This is a genomic window from Zoogloea sp. JDB1 (assembly GCF_056724025.1).
Map to the genome: position 1 here is coordinate 5,596,085 of NZ_CM161496.1, position 21,324 is coordinate 5,617,408.

Below are 21,324 nucleotides of genomic sequence, written 5' to 3' on the forward strand. Positions count from 1 at the left end.
AGCGGCCAAGGAGGCCATCATGAAACGAAACGAAGGCAATCTCGACAGGATCGTACGCGTCGGCGGCGGTGCCGCGCTGGTGGCATGGGCGGCCCTCGGCGGCCCGGTTTGGGCGTGGATCGGCCTGATGCCGATCGCCACCGGGCTGATCGGTTTCTGCCCGGCCTACACGCTGATCGGCATCAACACCTGCCCGATGAAGAAGGACTGATCAGCACCACGATGTACCATGAAAAAGCCCGGCTCGCCGCCGGGTTTTTTCATGGACGGCACATCCGCCTCACTCAACCGGCAGCTGCACCGCGGGCCGCCACATGGTTGGCAATGCGTACGAAGTCGTCTACGCCGAGTCGCTCGCCACGCAGGCCAGGATCAATGCCAAGCGCAGTGTAGTCATCCTCGCCGAGGTAATCCCGCAGCGTGTTGCGCAGCGTCTTGCGGCGCTGACCGAAGGCGGCGGTGACGATCTTGCCGAGCAGCGCGTAGTCGGCCGCCGTGCATTCCGCGGCCGGCCGCGGCACCATGCGCACGATGCTCGACATCACCTTCGGCGCCGGGCGGAATGCCCCGGGCGGCACGTCGAACACGCGCCCCATGTTGAAGCGATACTGCAGCATCACTGACAATCGCCCGTACTCCTCCGTGCCCGGCTCGCCGACCATGCGCATCACCACTTCCTTCTGCAGCATGAAGGTCATGTCCTTCACCTTGTCGGCAAACTCGGCCAGGTGGAACAGGATCGGCGTAGAGATGTTGTAGGGCAGGTTGCCGACCACCCGCAGCGGCGCACCGTCGGCCACCAGGCTGCCGAAATCGAACTTGAGGGCGTCGCCCTCGTGGATCGTCAGGCGCTCCGGCGAGTGGGTCGTCTTCAGGCGGGCGATCAGGTCGCGGTCGATCTCCACTACGTGCAGGTGGCCGAGGCGGTCCATCAGCGGCTCGGTCATCGCGCCAAGGCCGGGGCCGATCTCGACCATGCGGTCACCTTCAACCGGGCGGATCGCCTCGATGATCTTGCGGATGATGTTTGGGTCGGACAGGAAGTTCTGGCCGAAGCGCTTACGCGCCTGATGTTGTTCGCTCATCCATTTTTCCTTTCCCACGCGGCCAGTGCGTCCTTGATGCGGGCGACCGCCGAGAAGCCAGCCTGCTCACCGGCGAGGATCGCCTCGTGACGCTGCTGGAAGTTGGTTGCCGGCACGCCGCGCAGCTCCGGGCGAATGATCACGTCGGCCCCCGCCAGTTCGACCTTTCCGAGGGCGCCGCCCATGATGGAGATGGTGTCGAGCAGCACGTCCGCCGTGCCCTGGTTCTTCTTGCCGCTCTGGCGGCCGGAGATGTCCACCGCGATGACGATGTCGGCGCCGAGGCTACGCGCCTCGCGCACCGGGATCGGCGCCACCAGGCCGCCGTCCACGTACTCACGGCCACTGACCGCCACCGGCGGGAAGACACCGGGGATGGACGCCGACGCACGCACCGCCATGCCGGTGTTGCCGCGCTGGAAAACGATCGGCTCGCCGCTCTGCAGGTCGGTGGCAACCGCCGCAAAGCGCCGCTTGAGCCCTTCGATGGGCTTGTTGCCAACATTGGTGTTAATGAAGCGTTCAAGAGCCTCACCCTTGATCACGCCGCGGTCGAACAGGCTCCAGTCCGTGATCGCCGACTCGTCGAGCTGGATCGCCAGGCGCTGCAGTTCGAAAGGCCCGTGCCCGGCCGCGTAGAGCGCACCGACCACCGAGCCGGCGCTGGTGCCGACCACGAAGTCCGGCACGATGCCGTTGGTTTCCAGAGCCTTGATGACCCCGATGTGCGCGAAGCCGCGCGCCGCGCCGCCACCAAGGGCCAGTGCGATCTTCGGCTTGCGGGCTACCAGCGGGCGAGCGGGCGCCTCGGCAGATTTTTGCGGCAGGCCGCCACAGGCGGCCAGGCCCAGCGCGGAGGCGGCACCAAGCAACAAACGTCGGCGGGTGTTCATGCCTGGCTCCGCCCCTTGGCCATCTGGATGGCCAGTTCGACGGCAGCAAACAGGCTACCCGGCTCGGCGCGGCCGGTGCCGGCCAGATCGAGCGCGGTACCGTGATCGACGGAGGTACGGATGATCGGCAGGCCGAGGGTCACGTTGACGCCACCGCCGAAGCTGGCGTGCTTGAGCACCGGCAGCCCTTGGTCGTGATACATGGCAAGCACCGCGTCGCCCTGCTCCAGCGTGTGCGGGACGAACAGGGTGTCGGCCGGCAGCGGGCCGACGAGCTGCATGCCTTCGGCACGCAGGGCGTCCAGCACCGGCGTGATGACCTCGATCTCCTCGGTGCCCATGTGACCACCCTCGCCCGCGTGGGGGTTGAGGCCGGCCACCAGAATGCGCGGCGACGCCAGGCCGAAGCGCTCGCGCAGATCCTTGTGCAGGATGCGCAGGGTGTCGGTGAGCAGCGGACGGGTGATCGCCGCCGGCACGTCCTTCAACGGCAGATGGGTCGTCGCCAGCGCCACGCGCAGGCCGCCACCGACCAGCATCATCACCACCAGCGGCGTGGCGGTGGCTTCGGCGAGGTACTCGGTATGGCCGGAGAACGGCACGCCGGCCTCGCAAATGATGCCCTTGTGCACCGGCGCAGTGACCATGCCGGCGAACTCGCCGGACTTGCAGCCATCGATGGCCCGATCCAGCACCGCCAGCACGTAGCGGGCATTGATCGCATCGAGTCGGCCAGGGGCCGCTGGCATGGCCAGCGGCACGTTCAGGACTTCCAGCGCACCCTCGCGGGAGGCGCCGTCCGGACGATAGTCGATGATGTCAAGGGAGGGTTCGACCGCATGGATGCGTGCCGCGATCATGTCACGGTCGCCCAGCACAACGAGGCGGGCAGGCCATTCGCGGCGCGGCAGGGCCGCACACAGGTCGGGGCCGATCCCGGCGGGCTCGCCGCTGGTGATGGCAAGGACGGGAAGCTGAGAGGACATCGGAGAGAGGAAATGGAAAAGCCCCGCTACGGGGGCTGAAGAGAAGACTATACGCGCGTCAGACCATCGTCTGAAGCGCGCCGTTCCCGGTTTATTTGTCTTCCGTGCGGTATTCCACGTAAGCGCGGTCGCGCAGCTGGCGCAACCAGTCCTGGTAGGCCTCGTCCATCTTGCGTTCGCGCAGGGCGTTGCGGGCAGCGGCACGCTTGCGGTCTTCGGAGACGTCCTGCATGCGACGCTCTTCCACCTGGATCAGGTGCCAGCCGAAGGGCGACTGGATCGGCTGGCTGAGCTCGCCCGGCTTGAGGGCATCCATGGCCTGTTCGAACTCCGGCACGGTGTCACCAGGATAGATCCAGCCCAGGTCACCGCCCTTGGAGGCGGACAGGTCGGCGGAATGGACCTTGGCCAGTTCGGCGAAGCTTGCACCGCCCTGCACTACCCGCTCGCGCAGTTCGGCCAGGCGACGACGGGCTTCCGCGTCGGACACCACTTCACTGGTCTTGATGAGGATGTGGCGGGCGTGGGTCTGCTGCACCTTGGTTGGAGCAGCGGATTCGTTGCCGCCACGCCGGTCGAGCAGGCGCACGATGTGGAAACCGGCCGAGCTGCGCAGGATCGGGGTCGTGTCGCCGGGCTTCAGACTGGCCACGGCCTCGGCGAAGAGGCTGGGCAGACGCTCCGCACTGCGCCAACCCAGATTGCCGCCGGACAGGGCGTCCGGCGCATCGGAGAAGCTGGCGGCCAGCTTGTCGAAGGGCTCACCACGGGCAATGCGGGCCGCCACGTCTTCGGCGCGGGCGCGAACACGGGCCAGCTGCTCCGGCGTGGCGCCTTCCGGCGTGCGGATCAGGATGTGGGACAGATTGAATTCCTGCTGGCCGAGTACGTTTTCCGGGTGAGCAAGGAAGTTGTTCACCTCGGCATCGGAGATCACGATGCGGCTCTCCACCTCGCGCTCACGCACGCGGCTGATCAGGATCTCGTTGCGGATCTCCTCGCGGAAACGGTCCCAGGACAAGCCGTCCTTCTCGAGGGCCTTGCGGAAATCGGTCATCGACAGCTTGTTGTTGTCGGCGATGCGGCCGATGGCCCGATCGAGGGTCACATCGTCGACTCGCAGGGAGGTTTCGTTGGCCAGCTGGATCTGCAGCCGCTCCATGATCTGGCGCTCCAGAACCTGCTTTTCGAGCACGTCGGTGGGCGGCAGCGGGGTGCCCTGGCGGGACAACTGGCGGGTAACCTGCTCGACCCGCTGGCGCAGGTCGGACTGGGTGATGACTTCGCTATTCACGACGGCCACGATACGGTCCACTTCGACCGGCCCGTTGGCGGCGAAGGCAGACTGGGTGACCAGATAGGCGGCAAGCAGGGAGACGATCAGTTTCATGGGGGCGGGACGATCTGTCAGAAGTCGTCTTCACTGTAGAAGGGGTTGGAACCGTCGTTGATCTTCCCATATCCGGGGATGCTACGGCGGAGCACGTTGATCGGGCTGGAGCCGAGGCTGCCGGCACCGTTGAAATCGAGCTGGAAGAAGAAGGCGCGGGTCACGTCGTTGACACTGGTGGTCAGCTGCTGCACGACGCCGCGGAACACCCAGCACCCCGCGTTGTACTCGATGCCGGCAACCCCCTGGTTCAGTCTATGGTCGCGCAGGTTGCGGTTATAGCGCGCGACGCCATACCAGTTGCCCCACAGCGGCCACTGGCCGGTGATGTCCAGGTCACGGAAACCGTCCGGATTGGCATCATCGGTGGAATAGTTGCGGCGATAGCGCCAGTTGACGCCGATGGCGTGAGCGTAACTGGGCTGGAAGCGCAGGCCGAAGTTGAATCTCTCGGTCCAGTGATCCCGCGGGTTGTACTGCCACGCCGTCTCCAGTTGAGTCTTCGATGCCAGGTTGATGCCGAAGGCGCCCAGCAGGTCGGCCCGCTTGCCGGTGCGTGGCGTGCCGCCCGGCAGCACGACCCGCTGATCGTCCATGTAATAGCGCTGCCCGAGCAGCGCACGCACCGTCTCGGCCCCCGTGGCGGGGTCGATCAGGCGGGACTGGACCGCGGTGGTGAGCTGGTTGGCATTGGAGATGCGGTCGCCGCCGGTATAGACGTTTTCAGCGAAGAGCTGCGCGAAGTTGAAGTCGTAGGAGCCAGAATCGAAGTTCGGGATCATCGACTGGTCGCGATACGGCACGTAGAGGTAATACACCCGCGGTTCGAGGGTCTGCACGTAGTCGCGGCCAACAAAATTGGTGTCGCGCTCGAAGGTCACGCCGCTATCCACCGACATGATCGGCAGCGTCCGGGTCACGGTATTCTCACCGACGGTCGTGCGGCGGTCGAGGTCGTAGCGCGTCATGTGTACGCCGATCTTCGGCGTCACGTAGAAAGCCGAGGTCTGGATCGGCAGGGCCAGTTGCGGGTAGAGCGTCATTCGCCGTCCCTCGTCGAGGGTCGGGTGGCTGAAGGCCACGTATTCGCTGTTGAGCAGGAAGGTCGTGCCGCCGGGCAGTTCGGGCCGGTTGGCCGTCAGGGTCAATTGCGGCAGGCGTTTGTATGGAACAGCCACCGGCGCGCCATTGGGATCCTGCAGCGTCTGATAGGCCTGCAACAAGCCGGTGGCATTCCACCAGCCGCCGCCGGAGTAGCTCACCATGCCCTGGCGCAGCAGGTTCACCTGCGATGTCAGCGCCAGCCGCGAGCTCAGGTCGATGAAGTAGCGCGGATCGGAAACGCCGGAAAAATCGATGTTGCCGGCCCAGCCGTCGCCGAAGACCTGATTGTGGCGGATCTGGCCGGCCATCCGGCTGCGCCCTTCCACTTCATCGTTGGGCATCCACTCGAAGTAGTTCATGCCCCGATAAGTCGGCGTGATGTAGCGCGCCTCGTTGCGCAGCTGCAGGCCGCGCCGCCCCATGTAACGGGTGGTCAACGTGTCGTCGTAGTTCGGCGCCAGGTTGAAGTAGTACGGAATGGTCAGGTCGAAGCCGACCTTGTTCGACGTACCGAAGGTCGGCGACAGCAGGCCGGACTTGCGGCTGTCGCCGAGCGGGAAGTCGGCCCACGGCATGTAGGCCAGCGGCACGCCCTTGAAGATGAGCGTCCCGTTGGTCGCTTCGCCCACGCTGCGATCGTAATCGAGCTCGAGCTCCTTGGCCTTGACGTACCAGTCGGGACGGTCGGGCTTGCAGCTGGTCCAGGTGGCGTTGAAGAAGCGGAACTGGTTCTCGCCCTCCAGTTGCAGGGAATCGGCCGAGCCATGGCCAGTCAGCGGCTGCTGGCTCATCGGCACGGCCTGGCCGGGCAGCAGCGGTGCCTCGCCGGGGCGCGGGCCGCGCGGCGGACGGCTGATCGAGTAACTCGGAGAATCGAAGGTGCCGACCTGCTCCTGCACCTTCATGCGTGCATGGGGGCCGGTCATCTCGTCCTGTCCACGGGTGATGCGGACGTGGCCGGTGGCCTCCACCTCGTCGGTCAATTCGAAATACTGCAGTTTGTCGGCTTCGACACGGGTGTTGTCGCGGGTCAGCACGGCCGAGCCCTCGGCCACCGCGTCCAGATCCTGACGACCGGTCACCCGGTCGCCGTCGATCACCGTCGTATGCGGCGGCAGCGCAGCAGCTCCGGCCGTGGCAGGCTGCAGCGTAGCGCCCTTGCGCCCGCCGGCAGCCGGCGTGGCGGCCTTCTTCGCTGGGGCCGAGGCCGATGCAGATGCGGCCGCAGGCCGGGACGGCGCGGCGGCCGGCGCCGAAGGCTGCGGCGTGGCGGCAGGCCGGGCGGTAGCCGGCTTGCCGAGCAACGACGGCGACACCACGAAGGGAGGGAGATCTTCAGCACCCGCCCGCCCCCACAGGGCGAAAAGGGCGATGGACAGGAAGCGCAACTGCGTACGTGGTTTCATCCTGGAGCGGGAACCAGCCGGCGAGCCGACCGCTTGGTTTGATAAACTGCCGGATTTTACACGAACCCTTCTTCGACTCCCGTGGAACGACGCCAACAACTCCAGGCCTGGATCGCCGCCGAATTTCCCGGCCGCGCCTTCGAACTCGCCCCGGCCAGCGCCGACGCCAGCTTCCGGCGCTATTTCCGGCTGACCTTCGCCGACGATCCGATTTCGCTGATCGTCATGGACGCGCCGCCCAGCCACGAAGACTGCCGCCCTTACGTCAAGGTCGCCGAACTGTTCGGCGCTGCCGGCGTGCATGTGCCGCAGATCATCAAACAGAACCTCGAACAGGGCTTCCTGCTACTGTCCGACCTGGGCAGCACGACCTATCTGCAGGCGCTGACCAAGGACAACGCCCACAACCTGTACGCGGAAGCCCTCGGCGCGCTGATGAGCATCCAGCTCTCCAGCAAGCCCGGCGTGCTGCCCGAGTACGACCGCGAGCTACTGCTGCGGGAGATGGAGCTGTTCCCGGTATGGTACGTATCGCGCCACAAGGGCCTCACCCTCACCGACAAGCAGGCCCAGCAGCTCTACGAAGTCTTCGACCGCATCCTCGACGTGAACCTCTCCGAGCCCAAGGTCTACGTCCATCGCGACTACCACAGCCGCAACCTGATGCTGTCCGCACCCAACCCAGGCGTGCTCGACTTCCAGGACGCCGTCTACGGCCCGCTGACCTATGACCTGGCCTCCCTGCTCAAAGACGCCTATGTCCACTGGGACGAGGACTTCACCCTCGACCTGCTGGCACGCTACTGGGAAACCGCCCGCAGCCTCGGCCTGCCTGTCCGTGAGGACTTCGCCGACTTCCACCGCGATTACGAGTACATGGGCGTGCAGCGCCACATCAAGGTGCTCGGCATCTTCGCCCGCCTCTATCACCGGGACGGCAAGGACGGCTACCTGAAGGACATGCCGCTGGTCCTGCATTACCTGCGCAAGACCTGCGAACGCTACGGCGAACTCAAGCCGCTGCTGCGCATTCTGGAACAGACCGACCCGACCATCACCGAAGTCGGCTACTCGTTCTGAGCACGCGGCGATGAAAGCGATGATCCTCGCCGCGGGCCGCGGCGAACGCATGCGTCCGCTCACCGACCACTGCCCCAAGCCTTTGCTGGAAGTAGGCGGCAAGCCGCTGATCGTGTGGCACATCGAGCGCCTGGCGGCAGCGGGCATCCGCGAGTTGATGATCAACCACGCCCACCTAGGCTGGATGATAGAGGAGGCCCTTGGCGACGGATCGCGCTTCGGCGTGCATATCCGTTACTCAGCAGAAGAGACCGCACTGGAAACCGCCGGCGGCATCGCCCGCGCGCTGCCGCTACTCGGCAACGAGCCTTTCCTGGTGGTGAACGGTGACGTCTTCTGCGATGCCGACCTGGCTGGCCTGCGCCGCGCCGCCGACAACCTGAGCCCCGGTGGCACTCAAGCCCACCTGTTGTTGGTCGCCAATCCGCCTCATCATCCGCAAGGCGACTTCGCCCTGTGCCCGGACGGCCTGATCCACGACGACGGCGACCAGCGCCTGACCTTCTCCGGCCTTGGCGCCTATCACCCGGCGCTGTTCATCGGTGTGGACGGCACCGGCCCGGCCAAGCTGGCGCCGCTGCTGCGCAGCGCGATGAACGGGAAGCACGTCGCCGGCAGCCGCCTGATCGGCGACTGGGTGGACGTGGGCACGCCGGAGCGCCTGCGCGAGCTCGACGCCCGCCTGCGCGAAGCCCGTCCCTGCACGCCCTGAGGGGATTGCCGTAAGCTCGCAACAAAGCGGCCACCCCACGGTCAATCCAGAATCCAGCCACCGGACATCGCCATGCCCCTCGACATTTCCCCCTTCCAGGCCCGCCGCGCCCGCCTGCTGCAGACCATGCAGGCTGCCGGAGGCGGCGTCGCCGTCATTCCCACCGCGCCGGAACGCATCCGCAACCGGGACACCCACTACGGCTACCGCTTCGACAGCTACTTCTACTACCTCACCGGCTTCCGCGAGCCCGAGGCGGTGCTGGTGCTGGTGGCCGGCGACACCCCGCGCAGCATCCTGTTCTGCCGCACCAAAGATATGGAACGGGAGATCTGGGACGGCTACCGCTTCGGCCCCGAGGCCGCACAGGAGGCTTTCGGTTTCAACGAGGCCCACCCGGTTGCCGAACTGGACGAGCAACTCGCCACACTGTTCGCCAACCAGCCGGCCATCTTCCATTCGGTCGGCTACGAGCCAGCCTGGGACAGCCGCATCGCCGACGCCCTCAACCGCGTGCGCGCCCAGGCCCGCACCGGCTGCCACGCCCCCGGCCAGATCCGCGACGTGCGCGGGCTGATCGACGAGATGCGCCTCGTCAAGGATGCCTTTGAGATCGCCACCATGCGCCGCGCAGCCGACATCTCCGCCGGCGCCCACCGCCGTGCGATGCGCGCCACCCGCCCCGGCGCCTGGGAATACGAGGTCGAAGCCGAACTGTTGCACGAATTCCGCCGCCACGGCAGCCAGGCCCCGGCCTACGGCTCCATCGTCGCCGGCGGCGCCAACGCCTGCGTGCTGCACTACGTGGAGAACGACTGCCAGCTGAAGGACGGCGACCTGCTGCTGATCGACGCCGGCTGCGAGCTCGACGGCTACGCGTCCGACATCACCCGCAGCTTCCCGGTGAGCGGCCACTTCAGCGGACCGCAGAAGGCCGCCTACGAACTGGTGCTGGCCTCCCAGGCCGCCGCCATTGCGGCGATCCGCCCCGGCGCCGGCTGGAACGACCCGCACGACGCCGCCACCCGCGTGCTTGCCCAGGGCTTCATCGATTTGGGCCTGCTCACCGGCACACTGGACGGCGTGCTCGAATCCGGCAGCTACCGCCAGTTCTACATGCATCGCACCGGCCACTGGCTCGGCCTCGACGTGCACGACGCCGGCGAATACAAACTGGCCGGCGAATGGCGCCCGCTGGTCACCGGCCATGTGCTGACCGTCGAACCCGGCTGCTATATCCGCCCCGCCGCTGGCGTACCGGAAGCCTTCTGGAACATCGGCATCCGTATCGAGGACGACGCACTGGTCACCGACGGCGGCTGCGAGATCATCACCGCCGCTACGCCGAAGAGCGTCGCCGACATCGAAGCCGTGATGGCCGGCGCCTGAGCCCGGTCAACCAACCCGAACGATCTTCATGAACCGCAACGACCTCGTCATCGTCGGCGCCGGCCCGGTGGGCATGGCGCTGGCCCTCGCCCTCAAGGATGCCGGCCTCGACCTGCTACTGGTGGATGCCCGCCCGCGCGGTGCAGCCCGCGACGATCCACGCATTCTGGCCCTGTCCCACGGCACCCGGCTGACCCTGGAACGCCTTGGCGTGTGGGATCGCCTGCCGGCCACCGCCATCGAGAGCATCCACGTCTCCCACCAGGGCGGCCTCGGCCGCACGTTGCTGCAGGCCGAGGAATACGGCCAGGCGGCCCTCGGCTACGTGGTCGCCGCCGGTGCCCTGGCCGCAGCGCTGGACGACGCGCTGCTGGCCGCCGGCATCCCGGTGCGCGAGCACACCACGGTCAGCCGCCTGGTGCCCGGCGCCGATGATGTGCTGATCAGCCTTGCCGACGGTCACAACCTGTCCGCCCGTCTGGCCGCCTGCGCCGAAGGCAGCATCGTCAGCGACGAGGAGAGCCCCCTCGTCGAGCGGGACTACGGCCAGCACGCGGTGATTAGCGTTGCCACGCCGGCCACGCCGCACCACGGCCGCGCCTGGGAACGCTTCACACCCCAGGGGCCGCTGGCCGTGCTGCCCTGCGGCCACGACTGCGCAATCGTGCATACCGCCGCGCCAGACGACGCGGACGACCTGCTCGCCCTTGACGACACAGCCTACCTGGCACGCCTGCAGGAACACTTCGGCCAGCGCCTGCGTTTTGCCGCAGTTGGCCCGCGCGCTCGCTATCCCCTGGTGCTGCGCTATCGACAGAAACCCGTCGGGCACCGCACGGTGTGGCTCGGCAACGCCGCCCAGACCCTCCACCCGGTCGCTGGCCAGGGCTACAACCTGGCTCTGCGCGACGTGTGGACCTGCGCTCAGACGCTGATCCGCGCCGGCGGCGACCCGGGCGCGACGGAAACCCTGGCCGCTTACGCCGATGCCCGCCGCCTCGACCGGACCGGCACCATCCGCTTCACCGATGCCCTGGTGCGCCTGTTCAGCACCTCATTCGGGCCGTTCAAGCACGCCCGCGGCGCGGGTCTGTTCGCCCTCGACCTGCTGCCGCCGGCTCGCCACTTCGTCGCCAAGCGCATGATGTTCGGCGCGCGCGCCTGGCCCTGACCAGAAACCCTCCCGCGAGCGTGAAAATGCCCGTCGCCGCAGCGCCGCAAACCCCGTAGAATCCGCCCCCTGCGCACCACCCGGCGCGCAGCGGAGCACGGAATTGCGACCATGGCCGAAGCCGACGACCTGCAGCAACACGACGACCTCGAAAGCCACCTGCGCGAGGTTCAGCACCTGCTTGCCCGCCACAAGCTGGTAGAAGAACTCGTCCATCGCCAGGACATGCCCAAGCATGACCTGGTGGAAAGCCTGGTCCACAAGCAACACGTCCACGAGCTGACCCACAAGCTCGACAGCCTGCACTCGGCCGACGTCGCCCACATCCTCGAAGCCCTTCCGCTCGACGAGCGCCTGTTCGTCTGGGATCTGGTCAAGGCCGAGCGGGACGGCGAGATCCTGCTGGAAGTCTCCGACGCCGTACGGGAATCCCTCATCGAGTCGATGGACTCGGCCTCCCTGCGCGCCGCCGCCGAACAGCTCGACGCCGACGAACTGGCCGACCTGGCACCCGACCTGCCCCACGAAGTCATGGAAGCGGTCTACCAGGGCCTCGACCCGGAAGAGCGCGAGCAGCTGCGTGCTGCCATGTCCTACCCGGAAGACTCCGTCGGCGCGCTGATGGACTTCGAGATGGTCACCGTCCGTGAGGACGTCACGCTGGAAGTGGTGCTGCGCTACCTGCGCCGCTTCGACGCTCTACCGGACCACACCGACCAGCTCTTCGTGGTGGACCGGGACGAACACCTGCGCGGCGTGCTGCCCATCGACCGGCTGCTGATCAACGACCCGGAAACAGAGGTGAGCGAGATCATGCTCACCGACACCCTCACCCTCGAACCCTCCGACGAAGCCGAGACCGCAGCCCAGGCCTTCGAGCGCTACGACCTGGTGTCGGCGCCAGTGGTGGATTACCACCGCAAGCTGGTCGGCCGGGTGACGGTGGCCACGGTGGTGGACTTCATCCGCGAGGAAACCGAGAGCGAGCTGCTCAGCCAGGGCGGCCTGAAGGAAGGCGAAGACATCTTCGCGCCGGTATGGGACTCGGTGAAGAACCGCTGGTCCTGGCTGGCCGCCAATCTGGTCACCGCCTTCATCGCCAGTCGGGTGATCGGCGCCTTCGAAGGCTCGATCGAAAAGCTGGTAGCACTGGCAGCGCTTATGCCCATCGTGGCCGGTATCGGCGGCAACTCGGGCAACCAGACCATCACGATGATCGTCCGCGGCATCGCCATGGGCCAGGTGCAGGACGACGCGCTGAGCCGCCTGCTCAAGAAGGAGCTCGGCGTCGCGCTGATCAACGGCATCGTGTGGGGTGGCCTGCTCGGAGTGCTAGCCTGGGTGCTCTACGGTAGCGGCAAGCTGGGCCTGGTGATGACCGCCGCGATGACGCTCAACCTGCTCGTCGCCGCCTTCGTCGGCGTGATGGCCCCAATGCTCCGCCACCGCATCGGGCAGGATCCGGCGGTCGGCTCCAGCGTGATCATCACCGCCGTCACGGATTCCGGCGGCTTCTTCATCTTCCTCGGACTGGCGACGATCTTCTTGATGTAGAAGCAGCCAGCTGACCAGCACGAAAAAGGGGCGATTCACTCGCCCCTTTTCACATTCATCCCGGCGGGTTTTCACCCGCCGGCAGCCTCAGCCCGCGTTGGCAGCGAACCAGGCTTCGGCCGCGGCGACGGTGCTGTCGATGTCGGCCTCCGAATGGGCGGCCGACACGAAACCGGCTTCGAAGGCCGACGGCGCGAAGTAATGCCCGGCATCCAGCATCGCGTGGAAGAAGCGATTGAAGCGTTCCCGATCAGAAACCATCACATCCGCGTAGCTCTGCGGCACGGTCTTGGCAAAATACAGGCCGAACATGCCACCGACGGAATCGGCACTGAAGGTCACGCCGTGTCTGGCCGCCGCCGCATTGAGGCCTGCCACGAGGCGTTCGGTACGGGCCGTCAGCACCTCGTAGAAACCCGGCCTGGCGATCTGCTCCAGGCTGGCGAGGCCGGCCGCCACGGCCACCGGGCTCCCCGACAGGGTGCCAGCCTGATACACGCCGCCCAGCGGGGCGATCTTTTCCATGATGTCGCGGCGGCCGCCGAAAGCGCCCACCGGCATGCCGCCACCGATCACCTTGCCGAGGGTCGTCAGATCCGGCGTGATGCCGAACAGGCCTTGCACACCGCGCGGTCCGACGCGGAAACCGGTCATCACCTCGTCGAAGATCAGCACCGTGCCGTACTCGGTACACAGGCGACGGAGCAGGTGCATGTATTCGGCGGACGGCTTGACGAGGTTCATGTTGCCGGCGATCGGCTCGATGATCACGCAGGCGATCTCGCCGCCACGGGCCTTGAAGGTTTCCTCGAGCTGGGCCGGGTTGTTGTAGTCGAGCACGACCGTGTGCTTGGCGAAATCGTCCGGCACGCCCGCCGACGACGGGTTGCCGAAGGTCAGCAGGCCTGAGCCGGCCTTCACCAGCAGGCTGTCGGCGTGGCCGTGATAGCAGCCCTCGAACTTGATGATCGCGTCGCGGCCGGTAAACCCCCGGGCCAGGCGGATCGCGCTCATCGTCGCCTCGGTGCCGCTGGAGACAAGGCGCACCATCTCGAGACTGGGCAACAGCTCGCACAGGCGCTCGGCCATGTCGATCTCGCGCTCGGTCGGTGCGCCGAAGGACAGGCCGTCAAGGGCCGCCGCGCGCACCGCCTCGACCACCACCGGGTCGGCGTGGCCAAGAATCGCCGGCCCCCAGGAGCCAACGTAGTCGAGGTATTCCTTGCCGTCCGCGTCCCACACCCGGGCGCCGAGCGCCTTCTTCAGGAAGCGCGGCGTGCCGCCCACCGAGCGGAAGGCCCGGACCGGCGAATTGACACCGCCGGGAATGGTGCGCTGGGCGCGGGCAAAGAGTTCTTCGTTACGGCTGCTCATGCTGGTGTTTCCTTGTTGGTCAATCGAACAGCCCGGCATAGGCCGCCGCGCGGGCGGCCGGAGCGGGGGCTGCAAATACGTCACTGATGACGGCCAGCAGGTCGGCGCCGGCCTCGATCAGCGCCGGGGCATTATCGACGGTAATGCCGCCGATGGCCGCCACCGGCAGGCCCAGCTCCCGCTTGGCACGGGTCAGAATGTCGAGGGGCGCCGGCACCGCGGCGGGCTTGGTGGAAGACGGATACATGGCGCCAAAGGCGACGTAGTCGACACCGGCCGCAGCCCCCGCCACCGCCCGCTGCCACTCCCCATAGCAACTGACGCCGAGGATGCGCTGCGCGCCGAGGGCCCGCCGGGCCGCCGCCGGATCGCCGTCATCACGGCCCAGGTGGACGCCATCAGCACCGATCTCCAGCGCAAGCGCCAGGTCGTCGTTGAGCACCAGCGGCACGCACGCCTCACGGCACAAGGCCAGCAGGCGGACCGCCTGCTCCCGCTTCAAGGACGGATCGGCATTCTTGTTACGGTACTGGACCAGGGCCGGCCGAGCCGGCAGCACATTCGCGAGGGCAGCAGCCAGCGCCTCGGTGTCGTTCCAGTCCGGCGTCACCAGATAAAGACCACGTCCGAACATCACTTCAGCCCTCGCCCACCAGGCTCGGCCTGGACCAGAAAAATCGATCGGGAATGTGCTGCCCCATGCCGGGCCGGAAGGCTGCCTCCAGCGTCCTCCACGTGAAGCGCTGGGCTTCCTGGACCGCTGCAGACATCTCCATGCCGTGGGCCAGCGCCGCCGCCACGGCGGACGCCAGCGTGCAGCCGGAACCGTGGTAGCTGCCAGGCAGGCGCTCCCAGGTATCGGCGCGGATCACGCCGCCACGGCCGTAGAGGGTATTGATGACCTGCGGCGTCTGCGCGTGGGAGCCGGTGATCAATACATGTTTGCAGCCCGAATCAAGCAGCCGGGTGGCGCAATCGTAGAGGGAACCCTCGTCGTGCCCGTCCCGATGCAGGTCCGCCAGGCGGCGCGCCTCGATGGTATTGGGAGTGATGACAGCGGCCTGCGGCAGGATAAGCTCGCGCATGGCCTCCAGCATCGCCTCTGAAGCGAGCTCGTCCCCCCGCCCCGAAGCCACCACCGGATCAACGACCACCGGCACATGCGGGTAGTCGGAGATGATCTCGGCGATCGCTGCAATGTTGTCGACGCTGCCCAGCACACCGAGCTTGAAGGCCTTCACCGGCATGTCCTCGAGGACCGCCCGGGCCTGCTCGACGACGAAGTCGGCGTCGATCGCCATCACATCCTCCACGCCAGCCGTATCCTGGACTGTCAATGCGGTAATGACCGTCAGGGGGTGGCAACCCATTCCTGACAACGTCATAATATCCGCCTGAATGCCCGCACCGCCGGTTGGATCGGATGCAGCAAAAACAAGGACTAGGGGAGGACCAGGATCATTACGGGATATAGTCATTCGGAGAAACAAGGACGCACAAATTTAACTGCGACTGCGCTACCATTCACGATCCAAGCGATTCTAGCCGAAATCACTACGCTGCACCCAAATGGCAAATCCTCCCTACAAGACCTGGATGTGTCTGATCTGTGGCTTCATCTACGACGAAGCAGCCGGTTCACCGAATGAGGGCATCGCACCCGGCACCCGCTGGGAAGACATCCCTCCGAACTGGACCTGCCCCGAATGTGGTGCCCGCAAGGAAGATTTCGAGATGGTTGCCATCTGATCCATCCGATCATTCCCAAGACCCGTACCATGTATAAAGAGCACACCATCCGAACCGCTTCCGGAGGTCCCCGGTGAATCTCAGTGGCATCAAGGTCATGGTCATCGACGACAGCAACACCATCCGCCGCAGTGCGGAGATCTTTCTCGCTCAGGCCGGCTGCCAGGTCGTGCTGGCCGAAGACGGCTTCGATGCGCTGTCCAAAATCGCCGACCATGCCCCCGACCTGATCTTTGTGGACATCATGATGCCGCGCCTCGACGGCTATCAGACCTGCGCCCTGATCAAGAAGAACGCGCGCCTCAAGGCCACCCCGGTGATCATGCTGTCGTCCAAGGACGGCCTGTTCGATCGTGCCCGTGGCCGTCTGGCCGGCTCCGACGAATACCTGACCAAACCCTTCACCAAAGAAAGCCTGCTGCGCTCGGTGGCTAACCACACCCAAACCAGCCGCGCCTCCACCAACGACTGACCGCAAGAGAAGCATCCATGCCGATCAAGAAAATCCTTGTTGTAGACGACTCCCCGACGGAGCGCCTGGCCCTGTCGGAAGTGCTGGTGAAGAATGGCTACCAGGTGGTGACCGCCGAAAACGGCGACGAAGCAGTGCTGAAGAGCAAGAGCGAGCATCCCGATCTGATCCTGATGGACGTCGTAATGCCCGGCACCAACGGATACCAGGCGACCCGCACGATTTCCCGGGATGAGAGCACCCGTGGCATCCCGGTGATCATGTGCACCAGCAAGGGGCAGGAAACAGACAAGATCTGGGGTCTCCGCCAGGGCGCACATGACTACATGGTCAAGCCCATCGATCACTCCGCACTGCTCGACAAGATTCGCGCCCTCGGCTGAACATCCCATGGCCAAACGGATCAGCCTCCATGAATTCCAGGCCGGCCTCGCCCGACGTCTGGCCGAAGCCCGCGACAACCGGGCCTCGGCGCTGCTTGCCGTTCAGGCCGGCGGCCGGAACTGGCTCGTGGACCTCACCGAAGCCGGTGAGATTCTAGCCGTCCCGCCCCTGGCCTCCGTACCACTGACCCATCCGTGGTTCCGCGGCCTGGCAAGCGTGCGCGGCAACCTATTCAGCGTCGTCGATTTCGCCGCTTTCCATGGCGAACCGCCCATCGCACCGGTCGGCCATGCCCGCTTGCTACTCGTCGGGGTGCGCCACGGCCTCAACTCCGCGCTGCTGGTGACCCGTGCGCTGGGCCTGCGCTCCATCGAAGACTTCATCCCTGTGCCGGCCCCTGCTGACGAAGACCAGCCGTGGATCGGAGAACGCATGCAAGACAGCCGGGGGAGTTCCTGGACCCGGCTCAAGGTACCGGCACTGCTCAATCACTCGCGCTTTCTGGACGCCGCGCTTTCGTAAAATTCAATTCGGGAGATACAGCGGGCTCGATCCGCTGATGAGGATAATATGGCATTCAAGCTACCAGGGCTGTCTAAGGGCAGCAGCAAGCCCGCCTCCAGCAATGTGGATACGATTCTCGATTCGGGAGACGGGGCCATCAAGGCTTCGCTGCCCTTCCTGGCCGGCAAATCGTCCACCGAACAATTGCGCATCCTGCGCGTTCCCTTCCTGATCTTCGCCGCGCTGACCGGTGCCTTCGTCCTTTATCAGATCCGCGTCAGCCACTTCGGCACGGCCTACGTGACAGCCGGCGGTGAGATGCGCACGCTCTCCCAGCAAATCGCCAAGGCCAGCCAACTGACCCTGCAGGGCGACCCGAAGGCCTTCATCGAACTGAAGAACAGCCGCGAGCAGTTCAATACGCTCCTTGAGGCAGTAACCAATGGCGGCGACGTCAACGGGGCCAGCGTGCCGGGCGGAGCCAACGCTGCCACCGACGAGCTCGCCGCCGTGACCGAACTGTGGCAGAAGACCGATAAGGATGCCACCGCCCTCCTCGGCCAGGAAAAGAACCTCACCAGCCTGGGCAAGGCCGTTGGCACCATCAACACCAAGAACCCCCAGCTGCTCGAACTCTCCGAACAGGTTGCCTCCCTCAAGCTGCAAGGCGGTGCATCAGCCCGCGAGATCGCCGTCGCCAACCAGGTGGTGATGCTGACCCAGCGTATCGCCAAGAACGCCAACGCACTGCTGGTCGCCAACGCCATTGACCCGGAAGTCGCCTTCCTGCTCGGCAAGGACACCAACACATTCCGCGACCTCATCGAACAGCTGCAAAAGATGACCGCTGACGGCAGCGATGCCAAGACCAAACTCACCGAACTGGAGAAGGTCAGCAAAGACAACCTCGCCTCGGTGATGGAGATCCTCGGCAACATCCAGTTGCTGGTGCAGGCCAAGCAGGCCGGCAGCCACATCTTCCAGAACTCCGGCCCCTTGCTCGAGAAGACCTCGGCGCTGACCGACGCCTACACCCGCGGCTATACCGGCTTCTTCACCTGGGTCAGCCTGGCGATCATCCTCTGCGCGCTGATCACGCTGGCCAGCCTAGCTCTGATGGCCAAGACCTATAACGACGACATCGCCCGCCGCCGCCTGGCCGCCGAGCGTCTGCGCGAATCCGCCGAAGCCGAGCGGAACAACACCCAGCAGGCCATTCTGCGGCTGATGAACGAGATGGGCGATCTGGCCGACGGCGACCTCACCGTCCGCGCCACCGTGACGGAAGACATCACCGGCGCCATCGCCGACTCGGTGAACTACACCATCGAAGAACTCTCGGTGCTGGTACGCCGCATCAACGACGCCGCCATCCGTGTGACCTCCGCCACGGAGTCCGCCCAGCAGACATCCGATGAACTGTTGGCCGCCACAGAACGCCAGGCCCAGGAACTGCGCCTCGCCGGTGAAACCGCCCAGAACATGGCCAGTTCCATGAGCGCCGCATCCGAAGATGCACTGCAGTCCGCCCAGGTCGCACGGCGCTCCCTGCAGGCCGCCCAGAAGGGTGCCGTCGCGGTGGAAGACACCATCAAGGGCATGAACGACATCCGCGAGAAGATCCAGGAAACCTCCAAGCGCATCAAGCGCCTCGGCGAGTCCTCCCAGGAGATCGGCGAAATCGTGGAACTGATTTCCGACATTACCGAACAAACCAACGTGCTCGCCCTCAATGCCGCCATCCAGGCGGCCTCGGCCGGCGAAGCCGGTCGCGGCTTCTCGGTGGTTGCCGAAGAAGTGCAGCGCCTCGCCGAACGCTCCGCCGAGGCCACCAAGCAGATCGGCGCGATCGTAAAGACCATTCAGACCGACACCGGCGACGCAGTGGCGGCCATGGAAAACGCAACCCGCGACGTGGTGGACGGTGCCCACCTGTCCGAAACCGCTGGCCAGGAACTGGCGGAGATTGAGCGCGTGTCCGCCGAAACCGCGGAGCTGATCGAACGCATCTCGGTCAGTACCGAAGTTCAGGCCAAGGCCGCAACCCAGGTGGCCGAGAAGATGAAGAACATTCTCGCCATCACCGACCGCACGACCACCGGTACCCAGCAGACCGCCGTCTCCATCGGCGAACTGGCCGACCTGGCCGTCGAACTCAAGGGTTCCGTCTCCGGCTTCAAGGTCTGAGACCCCGATAGCGCACGGATTCCGCCGAAGAACCATTGATGAGCCCTGCACACGAACTCGACCTGGGTCCGCTGACCTGGGTCAAAGGCGAGATCGACCTGGCCCTCGGACGGGCGGCGGACGCGCTGGCTGAAGCCAGCTCGAGCCCCGACCGCCTCGGCCGGATCAAATTTGCCCAGACCCACCTGCACCAGGCCCACGGCGCATTGTCCATCGTCGGACTGGACGGACTGACCCAGTTCTCCGACCAGCTTGACCGCCTGCTCGGAGAACTGGCTTCGCAACAGATCGCCTGCACGCCCGAGATCGCCCAGTTGGCAGCCCGCTGCATCGCGGCCATCGGCAACTACCTCGACGAGCTGACCCGTGGGCAACCCGATCAGGCCCTACGGCTCTTCGAGCTATACGCCGAACTGGCAGCGGCTCGTGGCCAGGAAGCGCCGACGCCCAGCGAACTGTTCTTCCCCGATCTGAACCTGCGTCCGGATTTTGCGACACCGGCCATCGACAGTAGCGACCCGAAGCACTTGCGTGCCCTGCGCAGCCGCTTCGAGCGCGGGCTGCTCAAGTGGTTCCGCGCCCCCCAGGACCCGTCTGGCCCGCAGGAGATGCGCGAAGCCACCAGCGGCATAGAAGATCTGCAGACCGTTCCGGCCGCGCGCGCCTTCTGGCTCGCTTGCTCGGCTTTCTTCGACGCCCTCGGCCTGCAGGGCATCCCGGCGGACGCAGCCAGCAAACGACTCTGCGGCCGCATCGACGCCCAGATGCGGCGCGTCCTCGAAGGCTCCGGGGTCGTCGCCGAGCGCCTGATGCGCGACGTGCTGTACCAGGTCGCCATGTCCTCGGCTCACTCGCCGGCCATCGACTCGATTCGTGCCGCGTATCAGCTCGAATACCTGATCCCGGCAGGAAAGCGCCCCATCAGCGACACACCACAGGCGCCGCTACTCGCTGGACTGCGTAGCGGACTGACCGACGCGAAGGAGGCCTGGAACCAGTTCGCCAAGGGCAATGCCATCGGCCTGCCCCGTTTCCAGGACGCCATCGCCCCCCTGGCGGAAATGGCCCAAGCCATTGACCAGCCCGACGTCTCGGAGCTGCTCGAAGAGTTGGGTGCCACTGCACGCTGGCTGCGCCAGGACCCTCTGCAGCTCACCGACGCACTGTCCATGGACATGGCGACTACGATGCTGTTGCTGGAAGCCCGCCTCGACAATCACCAGCATGGTGATGACGTCAGCGATGCCCAGCTCGCCCAAGTGGTGGCCCGCCTGCAAGCCCATCAGCGAGGTGAGCAGGTATCCCCGCTGGTGATCGCCGACAGTGATGTCCAGACTCATCACCTCAACCGCCAGTTGGCGCATGAGATCCTCACCTCGCTGGGTGACGTCGAACAGAATCTGGATAGCTTCTTCCGCGCCCCCACGCGTACGGACATCCTCGCCGCCGTGCGCGCGCCCCTCAAGCAGATCGAGGGAGCCTTGTCGGTCCTCAACGAGGATGCTGCGGTGCGCCTGCTTCAGGATGCAGCGGCCCGCATCCGAGCCCTGTCAACCAGTGAAGAAGTGTCGCCCGAAGAGCCGGCCTTCGAAGAGATCGCCCACAGGCTGTCGGCCCTCGGCATCTATGTCGAAGCCTTGCAGCACGGCCCAGCCGACCTTGAACGCATTCTGTACCCGGATGCCGAGCTTCAGCGCGCCCCTACCGACAGCATCGAAGCTGGGCTCGCACAGCAGCGCAGGGAAACTGCTGCTCTCGCTGCGGCCCTGAAGAACAATCCCGACGACTCCGGGCTGCGCACCGAACTCCAGATCAACCTGGAGAGCCTGCGCCAGGACGCCTCACTGACCGCCGACCCCGAGCTCGAGAAACAGGCCCGCGACG

Annotated in this window: 19 protein-coding genes and 1 pseudogene; 12 read left to right on the forward strand and 8 right to left on the reverse strand. The window is 65.9% G+C overall.

Translation table 11 applies throughout. The features are described 5' to 3' along the window. The first annotated feature begins 19 nt into the window (after positions 1 to 19). Positions 20 to 211 carry a YgaP family membrane protein gene (locus AC1PPK_RS25415; RefSeq protein WP_481115752.1) on the forward strand — a complete coding sequence of 64 codons (192 nt, stop codon included), beginning with the start codon at positions 20 to 22 and terminating at the stop codon, positions 209 to 211. Between the two features lie 73 nt (positions 212 to 284). Here the strand turns inward: AC1PPK_RS25415 and rsmA are convergent, their stop codons facing one another. The 5 genes from rsmA to AC1PPK_RS25440 form a co-directional block, all read right to left on the reverse strand. Beyond that, on the reverse strand, positions 285 to 1,085 hold the full coding sequence (rsmA, locus tag AC1PPK_RS25420; protein WP_481115753.1) for a 16S rRNA (adenine(1518)-N(6)/adenine(1519)-N(6))-dimethyltransferase RsmA: 801 nt from the start codon (positions 1,083 to 1,085) through the stop codon (positions 285 to 287). Beyond that, positions 1,082 to 1,978: a patatin-like phospholipase family protein gene (locus AC1PPK_RS25425; protein WP_481115754.1), complete on the reverse strand. Its 897-nt coding sequence runs from the start codon at positions 1,976 to 1,978 to the stop codon at positions 1,082 to 1,084. Before AC1PPK_RS25425 ends, rsmA begins: the two co-directional genes overlap by 4 nt. Further along, positions 1,975 to 2,964 carry a 4-hydroxythreonine-4-phosphate dehydrogenase PdxA gene (gene pdxA / locus AC1PPK_RS25430; protein ID WP_481115755.1) on the reverse strand — a complete coding sequence of 330 codons (990 nt, stop codon included), beginning with the start codon at positions 2,962 to 2,964 and terminating at the stop codon, positions 1,975 to 1,977. Before pdxA ends, AC1PPK_RS25425 begins: the two co-directional genes overlap by 4 nt. 91 nt (positions 2,965 to 3,055) lie before the next feature. Next, positions 3,056 to 4,354 (reverse strand): peptidylprolyl isomerase, encoded by a 1,299-nt coding sequence (locus AC1PPK_RS25435; protein ID WP_481115756.1) that lies wholly within the window; start codon positions 4,352 to 4,354, stop codon positions 3,056 to 3,058. 17 nt (positions 4,355 to 4,371) lie between these two features. After that, positions 4,372 to 6,864 carry an LPS-assembly protein LptD gene (locus tag AC1PPK_RS25440; RefSeq protein WP_481115757.1) on the reverse strand — a complete coding sequence of 831 codons (2,493 nt, stop codon included), beginning with the start codon at positions 6,862 to 6,864 and terminating at the stop codon, positions 4,372 to 4,374. Between the two features lie 81 nt (positions 6,865 to 6,945). On the opposite strand from AC1PPK_RS25440, the gene AC1PPK_RS25445 reads away from it, so the two are divergent. From AC1PPK_RS25445 to mgtE, 5 genes are all read left to right on the forward strand, one after another. Beyond that, on the forward strand, positions 6,946 to 7,944 hold the full coding sequence (locus AC1PPK_RS25445; RefSeq protein ID WP_481115758.1) for an aminoglycoside phosphotransferase family protein: 999 nt from the start codon (positions 6,946 to 6,948) through the stop codon (positions 7,942 to 7,944). A gap of 19 nt (positions 7,945 to 7,963) precedes the next feature. Then, positions 7,964 to 8,656 (forward strand): N-acetylmuramate alpha-1-phosphate uridylyltransferase MurU, encoded by a 693-nt coding sequence (gene murU, locus AC1PPK_RS25450; protein WP_481118269.1) that lies wholly within the window; start codon positions 7,964 to 7,966, stop codon positions 8,654 to 8,656. Positions 8,657 to 8,728: 72 nt separating this feature from the next. Next, entirely contained in the window at positions 8,729 to 10,045 is a 1,317-nt protein-coding gene (gene pepP, locus AC1PPK_RS25455; RefSeq protein WP_481115759.1) for a Xaa-Pro aminopeptidase, read from the forward strand. Between the two features lie 28 nt (positions 10,046 to 10,073). Then, positions 10,074 to 11,216, forward strand: coding sequence for an FAD-dependent monooxygenase (locus tag AC1PPK_RS25460; RefSeq protein WP_481115760.1), 1,143 nt, complete (start codon positions 10,074 to 10,076; stop codon positions 11,214 to 11,216). A 111-nt stretch (positions 11,217 to 11,327) separates the two neighbouring features. Beyond that, a complete protein-coding gene (gene mgtE / locus AC1PPK_RS25465) occupies positions 11,328 to 12,770 on the forward strand; it encodes a magnesium transporter (RefSeq protein ID WP_481115761.1) in 1,443 nt (480 codons plus the stop codon). A gap of 87 nt (positions 12,771 to 12,857) precedes the next feature. On the opposite strand, the gene hemL is transcribed toward mgtE, so the two are convergent. The 3 genes from hemL to thiD are packed head-to-tail and all read right to left on the reverse strand — an operon-like array spanning position 12,858 to position 15,622. Then, on the reverse strand, positions 12,858 to 14,144 hold the full coding sequence (hemL, locus tag AC1PPK_RS25470; protein ID WP_481115762.1) for a glutamate-1-semialdehyde 2,1-aminomutase: 1,287 nt from the start codon (positions 14,142 to 14,144) through the stop codon (positions 12,858 to 12,860). A 19-nt stretch (positions 14,145 to 14,163) separates the two neighbouring features. Then, positions 14,164 to 14,778, reverse strand: a complete 615-nt coding sequence (gene thiE / locus AC1PPK_RS25475) for a thiamine phosphate synthase (RefSeq protein WP_481115763.1) — start codon at positions 14,776 to 14,778, stop codon at positions 14,164 to 14,166. A 4-nt stretch (positions 14,779 to 14,782) separates the two neighbouring features. After that, entirely contained in the window at positions 14,783 to 15,622 is an 840-nt protein-coding gene (gene thiD, locus AC1PPK_RS25480) for a bifunctional hydroxymethylpyrimidine kinase/phosphomethylpyrimidine kinase (protein ID WP_481115764.1), read from the reverse strand. Between the two features lie 118 nt (positions 15,623 to 15,740). Between thiD and AC1PPK_RS25485 the strand changes: the two genes are divergently transcribed. From AC1PPK_RS25485 to AC1PPK_RS25510, 6 genes and pseudogenes are all read left to right on the forward strand, one after another. Then, a complete protein-coding gene (locus AC1PPK_RS25485) occupies positions 15,741 to 15,893 on the forward strand; it encodes a rubredoxin (protein WP_481118270.1) in 153 nt (50 codons plus the stop codon). A gap of 73 nt (positions 15,894 to 15,966) precedes the next feature. Beyond that, positions 15,967 to 16,365 (forward strand): response regulator, encoded by a 399-nt coding sequence (locus AC1PPK_RS25490; RefSeq protein ID WP_481115765.1) that lies wholly within the window; start codon positions 15,967 to 15,969, stop codon positions 16,363 to 16,365. Between the two features lie 17 nt (positions 16,366 to 16,382). After that, positions 16,383 to 16,748: a response regulator transcription factor gene (locus tag AC1PPK_RS25495; protein WP_481115766.1), complete on the forward strand. Its 366-nt coding sequence runs from the start codon at positions 16,383 to 16,385 to the stop codon at positions 16,746 to 16,748. 7 nt (positions 16,749 to 16,755) lie between these two features. Further along, complete coding sequence (locus AC1PPK_RS25500) at positions 16,756 to 17,271, forward strand: chemotaxis protein CheW (protein WP_481115767.1); 516 nt, start codon at positions 16,756 to 16,758, stop codon at positions 17,269 to 17,271. Positions 17,272 to 17,319: 48 nt separating this feature from the next. Beyond that, positions 17,320 to 19,440 carry a methyl-accepting chemotaxis protein gene (locus tag AC1PPK_RS25505; RefSeq protein ID WP_481115768.1) on the forward strand — a complete coding sequence of 707 codons (2,121 nt, stop codon included), beginning with the start codon at positions 17,320 to 17,322 and terminating at the stop codon, positions 19,438 to 19,440. Positions 19,441 to 19,478: 38 nt separating this feature from the next. Further along, positions 19,479 to 20,336: pseudogene (locus AC1PPK_RS25510) on the forward strand (FimL-related protein); the annotation flags it as partial. Positions 20,337 to 21,324: the final 988 nt, after the last annotated feature.

Excerpts from the sequence above, each read along its gene's own strand:
- AC1PPK_RS25415 (WP_481115752.1), top strand. The coding sequence starts at position 20 with ATGAAACGAAACGAAGGCAATCTCGACAGGATCGTACGCGTCGGCGGC.
- rsmA (WP_481115753.1), bottom strand. The coding sequence starts at position 1,085 with ATGAGCGAACAACATCAGGCGCGTAAGCGCTTCGGCCAGAACTTCCTG.
- AC1PPK_RS25425 (WP_481115754.1), bottom strand. The coding sequence starts at position 1,978 with ATGAACACCCGCCGACGTTTGTTGCTTGGTGCCGCCTCCGCGCTGGGC.
- pdxA (WP_481115755.1), bottom strand. The coding sequence starts at position 2,964 with ATGTCCTCTCAGCTTCCCGTCCTTGCCATCACCAGCGGCGAGCCCGCC.
- AC1PPK_RS25435 (WP_481115756.1), bottom strand. The coding sequence starts at position 4,354 with ATGAAACTGATCGTCTCCCTGCTTGCCGCCTATCTGGTCACCCAGTCT.
- AC1PPK_RS25440 (WP_481115757.1), bottom strand. The coding sequence starts at position 6,864 with ATGAAACCACGTACGCAGTTGCGCTTCCTGTCCATCGCCCTTTTCGCC.
- murU (WP_481118269.1), top strand. The coding sequence starts at position 7,964 with ATGATCCTCGCCGCGGGCCGCGGCGAACGCATGCGTCCGCTCACCGAC.
- pepP (WP_481115759.1), top strand. The coding sequence starts at position 8,729 with ATGCCCCTCGACATTTCCCCCTTCCAGGCCCGCCGCGCCCGCCTGCTG.
- AC1PPK_RS25460 (WP_481115760.1), top strand. The coding sequence starts at position 10,074 with ATGAACCGCAACGACCTCGTCATCGTCGGCGCCGGCCCGGTGGGCATG.
- mgtE (WP_481115761.1), top strand. The coding sequence starts at position 11,328 with ATGGCCGAAGCCGACGACCTGCAGCAACACGACGACCTCGAAAGCCAC.
- hemL (WP_481115762.1), bottom strand. The coding sequence starts at position 14,144 with ATGAGCAGCCGTAACGAAGAACTCTTTGCCCGCGCCCAGCGCACCATT.
- thiE (WP_481115763.1), bottom strand. The coding sequence starts at position 14,778 with ATGTTCGGACGTGGTCTTTATCTGGTGACGCCGGACTGGAACGACACC.
- thiD (WP_481115764.1), bottom strand. The coding sequence starts at position 15,622 with ATGACTATATCCCGTAATGATCCTGGTCCTCCCCTAGTCCTTGTTTTT.
- AC1PPK_RS25485 (WP_481118270.1), top strand. The coding sequence starts at position 15,741 with ATGTGTCTGATCTGTGGCTTCATCTACGACGAAGCAGCCGGTTCACCG.
- AC1PPK_RS25495 (WP_481115766.1), top strand. The coding sequence starts at position 16,383 with ATGCCGATCAAGAAAATCCTTGTTGTAGACGACTCCCCGACGGAGCGC.
- AC1PPK_RS25500 (WP_481115767.1), top strand. The coding sequence starts at position 16,756 with ATGGCCAAACGGATCAGCCTCCATGAATTCCAGGCCGGCCTCGCCCGA.
- AC1PPK_RS25505 (WP_481115768.1), top strand. The coding sequence starts at position 17,320 with ATGGCATTCAAGCTACCAGGGCTGTCTAAGGGCAGCAGCAAGCCCGCC.